This is a genomic window from Bradyrhizobium neotropicale, assembly GCF_001641695.1.
GTDB classification, from domain to species: Bacteria; Pseudomonadota; Alphaproteobacteria; order Rhizobiales; family Xanthobacteraceae; genus Bradyrhizobium; species Bradyrhizobium neotropicale.
In genome coordinates this window covers 17,790-30,416 of the sequence record NZ_LSEF01000004.1, presented here as the reverse complement: position 1 = coordinate 30,416, position 12,627 = coordinate 17,790, and the positions used below count along the sequence as shown (strand labels likewise).

Genomic DNA, 12,627 nt, shown 5'->3' with positions numbered 1-12,627 from the left:
CTAGTGGTTCATCACAGTGGTTTTGACTCTTTGGCGGCAACTGGATAGGCGCGACCGAGTTTGGCGCGGGCTTTGTCGGTTGTGAACATCCATTTGATGCGGTCTCGCGCCTTGTTTCGCTGCCGTTGCCATGCTGCGATTTCTTTTCGAAGCCTTTTGGGATCGTCGATGCGACGGCCGAGACACTGGCGCTGCAGCACGCTGATCTCGCACTCGACCATATTGAGCCAGCTGGCGTGTTTCGGGGTGTAGTGGAACTCGAGGCGGCGCAGGATGCGACGGGCCTCGGCAGGCGCAAATGCCTGATATAGCGCGCCGGCCGTATGAATCGACAGATTGTCCTGCACCACACGGATGCAGGCGGCATTGGGATAGTGGACGTCGACGAGTTCGCGCATGCAGTGCGCGTAGTCGACCGCGGCGCGGTGGTCTGTAACCTTGACATTGCGCCAGCCGCGATGCGGATCGAAGGTGACGAAGAGATTGACGGTACCGTTGCGGCGATATTCGTAATCGTAGCGCTCGCGCTGTCCCGGTTGGGCAGGGATCGGCTGGCGTACCTCGCCGATCAGCTGGACTGGGGTCTCGTCGAAGCAAACCAGGGGCCGCTCGGGATCCGGCGCCTCGGCGTAGAGATCGAGCACATCCTCCATCCGGGCGACGTATTCGCCGTCGACATGAGGAATGCACCACATATCCCGGCGCCACGGCTTGAGGTCGTTGTCGGCCAGCCGGCGGCGCACGGTCTCGCCCGACAGGCTGGCGTGATCGGTGAGCTTGACCATCGCGTCGGCCAGCAATGTCAGCGTCCAGCGTTTGCGGCCGGCGGGCGGCTTGGCGCATGCCGTCGCCACCAGCAGGGCCTCTTCCTTGCCTGTCAGCTTGCGTTCCGCGCCCGGACGCGGCTCCTCACTCAAGGCCCGCTCCAGATTGCCTTCTACGAAACGGCGTTTGGTCCGGCCGACGGTGGAAAGGCTGACCCGGACGGTTCGGGCAATCTCCGCGTCGCAGCTGCCTGAATCGGCCGCCAGCACAATCTGAGCCCGTTTGAGTTTGCGGGCGGAATGCGTGCCGCCGCCGAGCATTGCCGTCAGTTCGTCCCGCTCGGCTTGGCTCAATTCGACCCGATAACGTACATTCATGCTTCGCCTCCTTGTCGGAGGCCGGGACGAATCCAGCTATGAGTCAAAAATCAGGCGCGCACTTCACCGAGAAGCAGGGACACTATCTCGCTTTCATCCATACCTACTCGTACATGTTCGGACAGCCGCCCGCCGAGGCCGACATCCAGCGGCATTTCCGCGTCAGCCCGCCGTCAGTCCACCAGATGATCCTCACCCTCGAACGCAACGGGTTCATTCGTCGCCAGCCCGGCGTCGCTCGAAGCATCGAGATCCTCTTGCCACCCGAAAAGTTGCCTATCCTCGGATGGCTCGGTATCAAAACGTCAAAATCACTGTGATGAACCACTAGCTGGGCACGGCGCGCCAAGCGCGCGCAAACAATCCAGCAGGGCGCGACAGCCGCCACGAATGCCCTTCGCGCCGGCGATCACGCGGGCGGTGGCGCATCGGTGGATCTCAAAGAGAAAGACCTATGATGGCGCTGAAGATACATCCCGTCCTTTCCGGCCAAGAACGGCACTAACAAGCGCGGCACCAACAAGAGCGGCGCTCAACACGAGCGGCGCACAATCTGCCGGTTTCAATTTGAGGAGATCACTTTCATGTTCAAACGATCGGCCGTTCACTATGGCCGCACGCCCGAGCCGGTCACGTCCTATCAGAAGGCAGCCCAGGTCTGGGACGATCGTATTGGCTCGGCGCGTGTGCAGGCCAAGAACTGGCGTCTGATGGCCTTTGCTTGCCTGTTTTTGTCGGCGGGATTTGCGAGCGCCCTCGTCTGGCAGGCGGCACAGGGAACGGTGACGCCCTGGGTCGTTGAAGTTGATCGGCTGGGCGAAGCGAGAACCATAGCCCCGGCAAATGGCTCCCATCGACCGAGCGATCCGCAAATCGCCTTCCATCTGGCCCGTTTCATCGAGCATGTGCGCGGCCTTCCGCTGGACGCCATCGTGCTGCGCCAGGACTGGCTGCGCGCCTATGACTTCACCACGGACCGGGGCGCAGCCGCGCTCAACGACTATGCCCGCAACAATGATCCCTTCGCCAAGCTTGGGAAAACGCAAGTGGCGGTGGAGATCTCGAGCGTGATCCGGGCTTCGCCCGATAGCTTCCGCGTCACCTGGACCGAGCGGCGCTATGACAACGGCCAGCTCGCCGCGACCGAGCGCTGGAGCGCGATCCTTGCCATCATCGTTGAGCCGCCACGCGATATCGATCGTCTTCGTAAAAATCCGCTCGGCATTTACGTCAACGCCATCAACTGGTCGAAGGAGTTCGGATAGTGACCTCTCCACTTCTCGTGCCGCCGCTCCGGAGGCTCCGACAGGGCGCCGTGTCCACACTCCTGATTGGTGTATTTACGCTTGGCGGCTGCACCACATTCAAGCCGCCGCAGATCAGCTATGACGGCGAAATCCCGCCCGCGCCCGACCTGCCGGCCTTGGCCGATGAACGGGCAAAGCCGCTTCACGTTCCGCCCGCCTGGACGCCGGCGCGCGGCGGCAAGACGGGTGAAGCCAAGGAGCCGATCGAGCGGATCGAGAATGCCAATGAGGCTGCGCGTGTTGAACCTCGCAAGGGCGGGTATTTCAACGCGGTGCAGGTGTTTCCCTATAGCCCTGGCGCGCTTTACCAGATCTACGCAGCACCAGGACAGATTACCGACATTGCGCTCGAGCCCGGTGAGCAGCTGATCGGCTCGGGCCCGGTGGCCGCAGGCGATACGGTACGCTGGGTGGTGGGCGATACCGAAAGTGGCGAGGCAGATGCGCGCCGCGTGCACATCATGGTCAAGCCAACGCGCCCCTCGCTTCAGACCAATCTCGTCGTCAATACCGACCGCCGCACCTATTTGGTTGAGCTCCGCTCTCGGGAAAAACCCTATATGCCTTCGGTTGCCTGGTTCTACCCGAAACCTCGCTCTGCTCCTGGCAAAACGGTCTCGCCGACGCCCTACATTCCGGATGTGGCCGAGCGGCGCTATCGCTATGCGATCGAGGGAGACAGCCCACCCTGGCGCCCCTTAGGCGCCTATGATGATGGGCGCAAAGTCTACATCGAATTCTCTGTCGGCATCACCCAGGGCGAGATGCCGCCGCTATTTGTCGTTGGTTCGGACGGCAAGACCCAGATCGTCAATTACCGCGCCTACGGCAATCTCCTCATTGTGGATCGGCTGTTTGCGGCCGCAGAACTGCGCCTCGGCGGCGAAGGCCAGCAGAAGGTCCGCATCGTGCGCACTGATGGGAGATCGCTATGAGCAATCCCGAAGATCTGACCAGCCGCGAGCCGGCTCGACCGGAATCGCGCGAGCAGATTGCGCAATCTTTGCGCTTGCGGCCTGACCGGCCCCGCGTCGCACGCCTGTCGCGGAAGGCCTTGATTGCGGCTGCAGGTCTTACTCTCGTGGCTGTATCTGGAGCTATTCTTTGGGCGCTGCAAAGACCTGAGAAGCGTGAGACCACTGCGGAAGAGCTCTACTCGACCGACCATCACACTATTGCGGACGAAGTTTCGACCCTGCCGAAGGATTATGCCGCAATTCCTCGTGACGTGCCGCGGCTCGGACCACCCTTGCCGGGCGATCTGGGCCGGCCGATCGTTGCAGCCCAGGCCCAAGCGCAATCCGGCTCGCTCGCGATGATCGACGCCGAAAAGCAGCGTAGCAATCAGGAAAGCGAGGCCGCACGCACCAGCAAGCTATTCGCATCGACCAATTTTCGTCAAACGGCTGCGACCACACCCACCAGCGAGACGTCTGCAAACGGGGCCGCGTCTTCCGATGAAGCCTTCGCGCAGAATGGGCAGGATCGCAAGCTTGCCTTCGTCAATGCCTCCGTTGATCGGCGAACCACAAGTTCTGATCGCCTGCTGAGGCCAGCTTCGCCCTTTATCGTCCAGGCGGGAACAGTGATTCCGGCTGCGCTGATTACTGGCGTCCGCTCCGATCTTCCCGGCCAAATCACGGCCCAAGTGACCGAAAATGTCTACGACACCCCAACGGGGCGGGCGCGGCTGATCCCGCAAGGAGCCCGGCTGATCGGGATCTATGACAGTCAGGTTGCCTTTGGGCAGTCGCGCGTGCTCCTCGTCTGGACACGTCTGATCATGCCCAATGGACGCTCGATCGTCCTCGAACGACAGCCGGGAGCGGACGTCGCGGGTTACGCCGGCCTCGAAGATCAGGTCGACAACCACTGGAAGGAGCTCTTGGGAGCTGCGGCCCTGTCGACGTTGCTCTCTGTTGGGACCGAGGTGAACTCTGGGGCCGACACCGGCACCAGCAACGGCGCGTTGATCCAGGCGCTGCGGCGCGGGGCAGGAGAGTCACTCAGCCAGGCCGGCGACCAGGTAGTCCGCCGCAATCTCAACATTCAACCGACATTGACGATCCGGCCCGGTTTTCCGGTGAGGGTCATCGTCAACCGCGATCTCGTGCTCGAACCATATAGGGGATGAAAATGATGCGACTGAAGATTGGTGCGCTTCCGGATGACAAGCCTGTTCGACTGGCCGTCGAATTGCCGGCCCCTGTGCATCGCGATCTGATTGCGTATGCGGAAGTCCTCTCGTGTGAAACCGGCCAGAAGGTCAGCGATCCCGGCAAGCTGATCGCGCCGATGGTGGCGCGCTTCATGGCGACCGATCGCGCCTTTGCCAAGTCACGAAAGAAGCGTCAAGCAACCGAAGACAAAGGATAGCGCTCCGCCAAGAGCTGAAGGAACTTCGCCAAAGCCGGGTTCTTGTTGCCCTCGCGCCAGACGGCCGAAAAGCAGATCCGGCTTTCCAGACAATCGCGCAATTCCCGATAGACGACATCGGGAGAGTTGGCGTCAACATCGGATTCCAGCACGAGACTGATGCCGAGGCCCATGCTGACGAGATTCTTGATCTCTCCGCGGCTCACATCGCGATGCTCGATCCGCGGCGCCTCCCTCGATGTGGCAAGTTTTGCGTTAAGTAGCGCTTCGAGTTCGCGCCCCGGATCGTATTGGCTGATCAAAATGCTCTGGTTCTCCAAATCGTCGCAGGAGATGACATCGAGCTCAGCCAGGGGATGATCGGGTGGAAGAGCAACAAAGACCCGTTCGCTCCAGAGAGGAGCGCTCCTGCTGGCCACATCGATGACATCTCCTGCTACAATATAGAGGTCAATCGCGCCATTGCGGAGCGCGGTGACCAATCGCGTTCTGGATCGCTCAACCGTTCCAAGCGCGACTTGCGGAAATCGCAATCTGTGTTCGAGCAGTGTCGCCCGGAGATGACCCGTTGTCAGTGATGTGCAGAATCCGATTGTGAGGCGGTCGCCTTCCCCATGATCGGTGGCCTTCGGTTTCGCGACGAGCATATCCATCTGTTCAAGGATCGGGCGCGCTGTTCGCAGAAAATGGCGTCCGGCGGGTGTAGCTCTTACACCAGCAGTCGATCGCTCGAAGATTGTTATACCAAGCGCATGTTCCAGTAGCAGGATAGAACGGCTGAAGGACGATTGCGCCATCGAAAAGCTCTCCGCGGCTTGCCGAAAGCTCCCGAAGTCAGCTGCGGCAACCGCCAATCGAAGTTGGTCGAGGTCCAAATTGAGGCGTCGGGCTCTGACCGTCAAATCCGCAGAATTTGCGTTGTGCTCCATAGCTGGTCCTTGAAAAGAAGCCCGGGAAAGGGGCGTGCAGACAATTGCGAGGATTGGTGGTTGTGGTTGCCGTGAGCCGGCCGGCGCGATCATCGCTCGGGCAACGAAGACCTCTCTTCCGGGACGCTTTCACGTTGCAGGCTCGCGCTGGCGGGCAGCTGCATCTACATCGCCGCCTGTTTTCTTGAAGGGGATGAGCTTGCGCCGGCGGTCATCTCACTCACCACGTCCAGTTCGAAAGGATGCTCGTGACTTGGGTTATTCACATTCTCCGGACGGCAAAATCGGACTGGAGCGCGTGCGAGCGGTGACCCGACGCGATGGATGGTGTCTTCGGTCTCGTTGATGGAGGCAATCGATAGATTTCGACATGGCGGATCGGGAAAAGTCGCTGGCGAACTCAATGCGCGGTGGGACGTTGAGCAATTCACGCCGCCTCCAATAGGACCGGCGTCCAGAGAACCGGCCCGGAGATAGCCCCGGCAGCCCGCACCTTCTGAAGCACGTCTGCCGAGACCTCGAGGTGTCCTGCCAGAGCGAGGGTGTTTCCGATGGTGCAGGGAGGCGCGATACGGGAGAGCGGCCAACCGGCGCGCTTGAGGATCCTTTCCATCCGCACGTCGGTCACGGTGACGATACTGTTCAGTCGGCGCGCGAGACCGAACTCGAGCATCCCAGCGAAGAGCTCGTATGTCGCCTTCGCCAGGCCATGCTCGCCCTTGCGTTGGTCAGGAGGCACATCAATTGCGAACCGGCTGCTCTCCCAGACCTGCGGGTCCAATGGAGCGGGCAGTCCCGCAAGAAGCATCGGAAACGTATCACGGACCATTGTGGGTCCCGTTGTCGGCAAAAGCCGAACGGTACCTTCGACGCTTCCGTCAGGAGACGTTTGGACCAGGTAGGCTGGACAAAGGAGATCGAACTCGTCCATCTCCATGTCGGCGCTGGTTATAACGCTCCAGTCCAGCCGTTCCTTAAAGACCCGGTACCGTAACTTGTACATCGACGCCAAGGTGCAGGAGAACGCCTCGTACGATGACTCCGTAATGAGCTGAATCATGACCCCTCCAAAGAAGATGAAAAGCTTTGAAGGAGATGCGTGTGAAGATCATCCCTTACAGCTCTGCGGGACCAGAGTCTTAATCTTGCCTATCTGCTTTGGCAGCGGCGAGCCGCATGGCCGCCTGGACGACGGTCCGGACCCCGAGCTTGTTTCTTGCGCTATTGAGATAGTAGGCCGCGGTATTGCGAGATATGCCAAGGATCTGTCCAATCTCCCAAGTGGTCTTGCCGCGCGCGGCCCATCCGAGACAGTCGAGCTCGCGAGGAGACAGCGGGATTCCGTCGATCGTCACCTCCTGCAAGAGCTTGCGGCGCACCTGCCAATGGAAGCACCTGGCCATCAGCTGAAGAACAGGCGCCTGTAGATCAACGCACCTTTCGAATTGCGGCCGCCTTTGGTTGGCGGCAAAGGTCAGTGCGGCAACCGCGCCGTCCTCATCATGAAGTGGGACGGTGAAGCCAAGGGAGATGCCAAACTGAGCAGCTTCATGCAGAAATCTCTGCTGGGCTGCAGAGAGCGGCTTTGATGGCAGGTCCAGCCCCCATTTGAATGGTTCGGTGCTCTCCAAGGCGAGCGTAATGATCGGATCCAGGCGCTCATAGCTACTGCGCACGTAGTGGCTGACCCAGTCGACCGGATAGGTCGATATGACCAGTGGCCTCTTGCCGCGCCGCCGCGGCATCGCAAGATAAGCAAAGTGGGACAGACCGAGTGCGGTCGCGGTAACCGCCATCGCTTCTGAAAAGCCGTCCGCATATTCAGCGGCAGAAAGAAGATCGACGTATCGTTGAAAGATGCGGTGCATCATCGTATGCGCCAATAGATGTGTGGGGGGAGCTAAGGACTGCGAAACGTCTATAAGGAGATGGTTTGGTGAAGGAGATCATCCCGGTGCACGCGAGCGCGTTCGTGTGGAAGGCAAACTCGTTCTGGTCAAGGACGGTCTTATACTTTCGTGCGCCTGTCGTATTCCAGCGCAGGATGGCGCAAAATTGCGTTTTCTGTTCTTATTCTATGGGACTGCAATGGAGGTCGCTTCTGGCTTTTGCGCGCTGTAACGAATCTGCGAATGCGTACCTACCTCGCACTTGTTGCGACTTGCCGTGACGAAATCCTGCATCAACTCGCAGATCATCGCTGAATTTCTGCGTTAATCTTCGCGTGTCTTTGAAAGGTCTTTCGTAAAGCGACACATTCGCCTCAATCCGAAAGTTCCGCGGCATCATGCGGCGCTCTAACGCGGTTTATAACTGCACTCCGTGGAGACGATGGGAGTGGCAAACGCTCTGTGTACGGCTGACTTCATACTTTCGAACCGAATACTCTGCTCGTGTGCTCAATCCCCCCATCACCGATCGTTCGTGAGACCTGGCTTCGCTGTCATTGATCGAGTGCGTCCAACTTCGACTGATGAGAGCAGTCGATGCAAACGCGCGGTGAAAAGCAAACGTCGTAGAAGACGATGCCAAGCCGCGGGAATAGTTTGAAATACGCAACTCTTGCGATTGTCTTGGAGCTCTCGCTAAAAACAGACGCAAGATGATCGTCGCATCGGCGGTGGAGATTTCATGAGAGCAGCTTTCGTCATCGGGCGATTTGAGATCGCAATTGAGCGGAGATCTAAGGTGCGTTGGCTTGGTGCTGTATCGAGACAGCTGCATCGATCAGGCGCCCCATCACGTCTCACGAGCACATCGTGGAGCGATGACGTGAGCGCACGCCGGCGGCTTAACTTCGACATCGATGTCATGAATGCCGGCCGTCATGGCGGCTCGTGGCGCGCGTTATCGTCCTGGGCGAGGGGATCGGCAAGTATCGATCGCGGCGTAAACCGCGCGAAACTTCACGCGTCCGTCGCCTTTGGTCTGGTTGTTCTTGGCCGTCCGCCATCGGTCGGAACCCAGAGGGAACATCATTCGTTGCGGACGCTCGTGCCCAGGATCACGCGTTCCAGGGGGGCCCATCGCACACAGTGGATCGAGCGGATCGGCACAACATCGCGGAGGTCCAAACATCCACGGAATTCCGTTCATCGTCCTTCCTTGCGGGAATCCGGTCGCAGCTTGCGTCTCGGCGGCGGTGTGGTGACCACAGCTGACTGTGCGGTCAACCGAACGGCCTTGCCTCGATTGATCAGTCCTGCCCGATATTCTCCCGCACCTCTCAAGGTCCGCCCGGCTCTCATGCTCTGGGGGAAGTGCTGCGCGCCAAGCGGCCGCGCAGCAGCGCGAAGTCAGCTCGCCAAATAGTCTCGTCAACCCCGCTCATCCTCGAACCGCGCCCGCCGGCCTTGCCTGGAGGTTTCATGTCGTCAGCGACCCGCACGCTTCATCTCGGTCTCAATCTTCACGGCGCGGGCGGCCACGCGGCAGCATGGCGGCGCCCGGGAACCAATCCGAGCGCTTTCTTCGATATCGAGCATTATCTTCGCGCCGCGAAGGTCGCCGAGCGTGGCCTGCTGGACGCGGTCTTTCTGGCAGATACGCCGGCAATTCCCTTCGACATTACCCGCCGGCCGCCACTCAATGGCCTTGAGCCGACCCTTGTTCTGACCGTGATGGCGCGGGAGACTAGGCATATCGGCCTGATCGCGACGGCGTCGACGACCTATAACGAGCCGTACAATCTGGCGCGCCGCTTCCAATCACTCGATGTCATCAGCGGGGGGCGCGTCGCATGGAATGCGGTCACGACATCGAGCCCAGCGACGGTGGCAAACTTCGGCGGTCGCGAGCTTGGGCGCGAGGAGCGTTATGGGCGCGCCGAGGACTTCATCGAAACCGTCCGGGCACTTTGGCTCAGCTGGTCGGATGACATCATCATCGCCAATCAGGCTTCTGGAACCTACGCCAATCCTGGTCGTTTCCGGCTCCTTGATCAGAGCAAAAATGCCTTCGCCATCCGCGGCCCGCTCACCCATCCCGGTTCACCCCAGGGCCATCCCGTCATCGTTCAGGCTGGAGGATCGGATGCCGGCTTGCGCCTGGCTGCCCGCAGCGCCGACGTCGTGTTCGCAGCCGCCGGCGACCTGGCGACGGCATTGCGCGAATCCGAACGCCTGCGGGCGCTCGCGCGTCAATTCGGGCGAAAGACTAGCCCGATCATCCTGCCGGGCGTCGTCACCTTCATCGGCGGTACCGAAGAGGAGGCCGAGCGCCGAAAGAGGGAGATCGACGAGCTACTTGATCTGCCGACCGCGCTGATTGCGCTTGCGCATGGCATGAACCTGCCGGCCGAAAAGCTCAACCTCGACAAACCTATTCCCGAAGAGCTGTTGCCCGACCCGAACAGCGTGCCGTTTTCCGTGGGGCATCACCGCACTATCGAAAATCTGGTGCGACAGTGCCTGACGGTCCGCGAGATCATCAGCAACGTTCAAGGCTTTGGCCATCGCGTGCTGGTGGGCGCGCCCGAGCAGATCGCCGATTCGATCGAGGAATGGTTCCGCGCTGGCGCAGTCGATGGCTTCAACATCATACCGGACGTGCTGGAGGACGGTACGCCCGCTTTTGTCGACCATGTCGTCCCGGTGCTGCAACGCCGCGGCCTTTTTCGAACCGAATATCGCGAGACGACCTTACGCGAGCGTCTTGGTCTCGCACGCCCGGGCGAAGCAGCCGAAAAACTGGCGATCGCCTGACCAGATTGTAGCAGCCCCGAAAAACAGCGACTCGCTATCGAGCGCGCTCTTTTCACTCTTGTGGACCGGAGGTCGAGATGTCTCCATCTGTCGTACGATCGTTGAGCGTTCCACTGGGGCGGCCGCGCAGGCGCAAGCGAAACGCAGCGTCGATCGGGCTTGCGCTCGCAGTCCTGCCGCAAATCGGCGTCATGACCGCGGCGCTTGCTCAGGAAGGTTTAGCCGACAGTGCAAAGCGAGGCGGCATTATTCGCTATGGGCATTTCCAGGAGCCGCCTTGCCTGTTCGGAGGCTGGGTCCAGCAATGGTATCTTCAGCGGCAATATAGCGATAATCTGGTCGCCCGCACCCAAGACGGACAGATTGTGCCGTGGCTGGCCACGTCATGGACGATCTCGGACGATAAGAAAACTTACACGTTTGAGATCAAGCCCAATGTGAAATTCACTGACGGAACTCCCGTCGACGCTCAGGCCATCGCCGACAATATCAATGGGTGGCTCAGCGAGAGTCCAGATCTTCGCAATCCGACGGCCGCTCCGTACCTTACCGACAGCTTTGAATCGGCAAGCGCGATCGCGCCCTTGACGCTGCGGATCACATTGAGGACACCATTCCAGCCGCTGGTCAATGTTCTCGCACAATCCTCTCAGGGCATTTTGTCGCCAACCGAGCTCAAGCGTGGCCTTGCCGCCAACTGCGAGAAACCGGTCGGGTCGGGCCCGTTCATCGTCGAGAAATGGAATCACGGCAAGGACGTGATTTTCCGCCGCAACCCGGACTACAACTCAGCCCCAGCAACCGCCAAGCACCAGGGTCCGGCCTATGTTGATGGGATCGATTGGAAGTTCTTCCCGGACCAGACTGTTCGCTATGGCGCGCTGCTGACAGGTGAATCGGACGCAGCTTACGACATTCCCGCTGTCGCCTGGAAAGACGCCAATTCCCGCTTCACGGTCCTGCGGCACATTACGGGCGGCACCCCCTTGCGCCTTGCACTGTATTCGGCTCGGCCGCCTTTTGACGATGTGCTGGTCCGTCAGGCCTTTGCCTATGCTGCCGACCGGAAGGCCGCGATCGAATCCTCCTTCCTGGGATCTTTGCCATTTGAAGGCAACGGTGCGCTCAGCCAGAGCTCGCCAGAATACATCAGGGAGCTTGGGCAGTCCTATCCTTACGATCTCGGGAAAGCCAACCAACTGCTGGATCGGGCCGGTTGGACTGCGCGGAACGCGGAGGGCATTCGCCTGAAGAATGGCAAGCCGCTCCTGGTACGCATCTCCTATTCCAGCTCGTTCTTGAAGCCGGACGGAGAGCAGGCATTGCAGGTCATCCAGCAGCAGGCGAAGGTTGCCGGATTTGATGTGCGCCTTCAGCCGACAAATCAAGCGGATTTCTTCGCCGGTAGGAACCTCGGTCCCAACGACTACGAGGTGGCGCTGCTCTATTGGGTTGCTCATGGCGCTGAAATCTTCCGTATTTCCTGGAAGCCCGACCTGAACGGTCAGCTCAATCGCTTCAATCCGTCGCGATATCAGGATCTGGCGCTGTGGGATGTCATTCAGAAGGCGGAACAGAGCTTCGATGGTGCTGAGCGAGCGGCTCTTTATCAGCAGGCCGAGCGCAAGCTCGTGGAGAACGCTCCAGCCGTCGGCTTTGCGGTCCTGGACGTCACTTTGGCCGCCCAGCCCAATCTGAAGGACATTTGGCTGGACCGCGGGTCGGTCGGCGAACCGGTCTTTTATGACGCCTATTTCACTGGAAAGAAATGAGTGTTGTGAAGATCGCAGCCAATAGTCGCCTCTTCTGGCTAGCGCGTCGCCTTGCCTCCGGCGTCATCGTGGTGTGGGCTGCGGCAACGTTCACCTTCCTTGTTCAATGTCTGTTGCCCGGCGATCGGGCTCAGATCATCATCAACGTGATGACCGGCAATGTCGGGCAAGCATCCCGGCAAGAACTTGCGGCGGTCAACGCGAAATACGGCTTTGACCAGCCGCTTAGTGTTCAATACGCCAAATACATTTGGGCGATCGGGCACGGGGATCTCGGTCAATCCTATCAGCAGCATCGGCCCGTCGCCGAGATCATCGCGGAGCAGATCGGACCGACAATTGTGCTCGCGCTCGCGGCGCTGATCACCGCATAGCTCATCACCATCCTGACAACAGTC

12 protein-coding genes are annotated in these 12,627 nt (G+C 60.1%); 8 read left to right on the top strand and 4 right to left on the bottom strand.

Annotation, left to right across the window (positions count from 1 at the left end; all coding sequences use genetic code 11):
- Positions 1-11 precede the first annotated feature (11 nt).
- A complete protein-coding gene (locus AXW67_RS00305) occupies positions 12-1,142 on the bottom strand; it encodes an IS630 family transposase (protein ID WP_063675747.1) in 1,131 nt (376 codons plus the stop codon).
- A gap of 38 nt (positions 1,143-1,180) precedes the next feature.
- Between AXW67_RS00305 and AXW67_RS00300 the strand changes: the two genes are divergently transcribed.
- The 5 genes from AXW67_RS00300 (at position 1,181) to AXW67_RS00280 (ending at position 4,825) form a co-directional block, all read left to right on the top strand.
- The gene (locus AXW67_RS00300; protein ID WP_063675745.1) at positions 1,181-1,462 is read left to right on the top strand and encodes a LexA family protein; all 282 of its coding nucleotides are present in this window, start codon (positions 1,181-1,183) and stop codon (positions 1,460-1,462) included.
- Positions 1,463-1,726: 264 nt separating this feature from the next.
- A complete protein-coding gene (gene trbF / locus AXW67_RS00295) occupies positions 1,727-2,407 on the top strand; it encodes a conjugal transfer protein TrbF (protein WP_063675742.1) in 681 nt (226 codons plus the stop codon).
- Positions 2,408-2,424: 17 nt separating this feature from the next.
- Positions 2,425-3,384 (top strand): P-type conjugative transfer protein TrbG, encoded by a 960-nt coding sequence (gene trbG / locus AXW67_RS00290; RefSeq protein WP_145927320.1) that lies wholly within the window; start codon positions 2,425-2,427, stop codon positions 3,382-3,384.
- Entirely contained in the window at positions 3,381-4,583 is a 1,203-nt protein-coding gene (locus tag AXW67_RS00285; protein ID WP_063675738.1) for a TraB/TrbI/VirB10 family type IV secretion system protein, read from the top strand. Before trbG ends, AXW67_RS00285 begins: the two co-directional genes overlap by 4 nt.
- A 2-nt stretch (positions 4,584-4,585) precedes the next feature.
- Positions 4,586-4,825: a DUF2274 domain-containing protein gene (locus AXW67_RS00280; RefSeq protein WP_063675736.1), complete on the top strand. Its 240-nt coding sequence runs from the start codon at positions 4,586-4,588 to the stop codon at positions 4,823-4,825.
- On the opposite strand, the gene AXW67_RS00275 is transcribed toward AXW67_RS00280, so the two are convergent.
- The 3 genes from AXW67_RS00275 to AXW67_RS00265 all read right to left on the bottom strand — a co-directional run bounded on the left by AXW67_RS00275 (position 4,801) and on the right by AXW67_RS00265 (position 7,625).
- The gene (locus AXW67_RS00275) at positions 4,801-5,754 is read right to left on the bottom strand and encodes a LysR family transcriptional regulator (protein WP_063675734.1); all 954 of its coding nucleotides are present in this window, start codon (positions 5,752-5,754) and stop codon (positions 4,801-4,803) included. The genes AXW67_RS00280 and AXW67_RS00275 overlap by 25 nt on opposite strands.
- 427 nt (positions 5,755-6,181) lie before the next feature.
- Positions 6,182-6,814, bottom strand: coding sequence for an acyl-homoserine-lactone synthase (locus AXW67_RS00270; protein ID WP_063675732.1), 633 nt, complete (start codon positions 6,812-6,814; stop codon positions 6,182-6,184).
- 79 nt (positions 6,815-6,893) lie between these two features.
- Positions 6,894-7,625, bottom strand: a complete 732-nt coding sequence (locus AXW67_RS00265; protein WP_245315311.1) for a LuxR family transcriptional regulator — start codon at positions 7,623-7,625, stop codon at positions 6,894-6,896.
- A 1,497-nt stretch (positions 7,626-9,122) separates the two neighbouring features.
- Between AXW67_RS00265 and AXW67_RS00260 the strand changes: the two genes are divergently transcribed.
- From AXW67_RS00260 to AXW67_RS43535, 3 genes are all read left to right on the top strand, one after another.
- On the top strand, positions 9,123-10,457 hold the full coding sequence (locus AXW67_RS00260) for an NtaA/DmoA family FMN-dependent monooxygenase (protein WP_063675728.1): 1,335 nt from the start codon (positions 9,123-9,125) through the stop codon (positions 10,455-10,457).
- A 191-nt stretch (positions 10,458-10,648) separates the two neighbouring features.
- Positions 10,649-12,229: an ABC transporter substrate-binding protein gene (locus AXW67_RS00255; protein ID WP_245315310.1), complete on the top strand. Its 1,581-nt coding sequence runs from the start codon at positions 10,649-10,651 to the stop codon at positions 12,227-12,229.
- Positions 12,226-12,603 (top strand): ABC transporter permease family protein, encoded by a 378-nt coding sequence (locus AXW67_RS43535; RefSeq protein WP_245315309.1) that lies wholly within the window; start codon positions 12,226-12,228, stop codon positions 12,601-12,603. Before AXW67_RS00255 ends, AXW67_RS43535 begins: the two co-directional genes overlap by 4 nt.
- Positions 12,604-12,627: the final 24 nt, after the last annotated feature.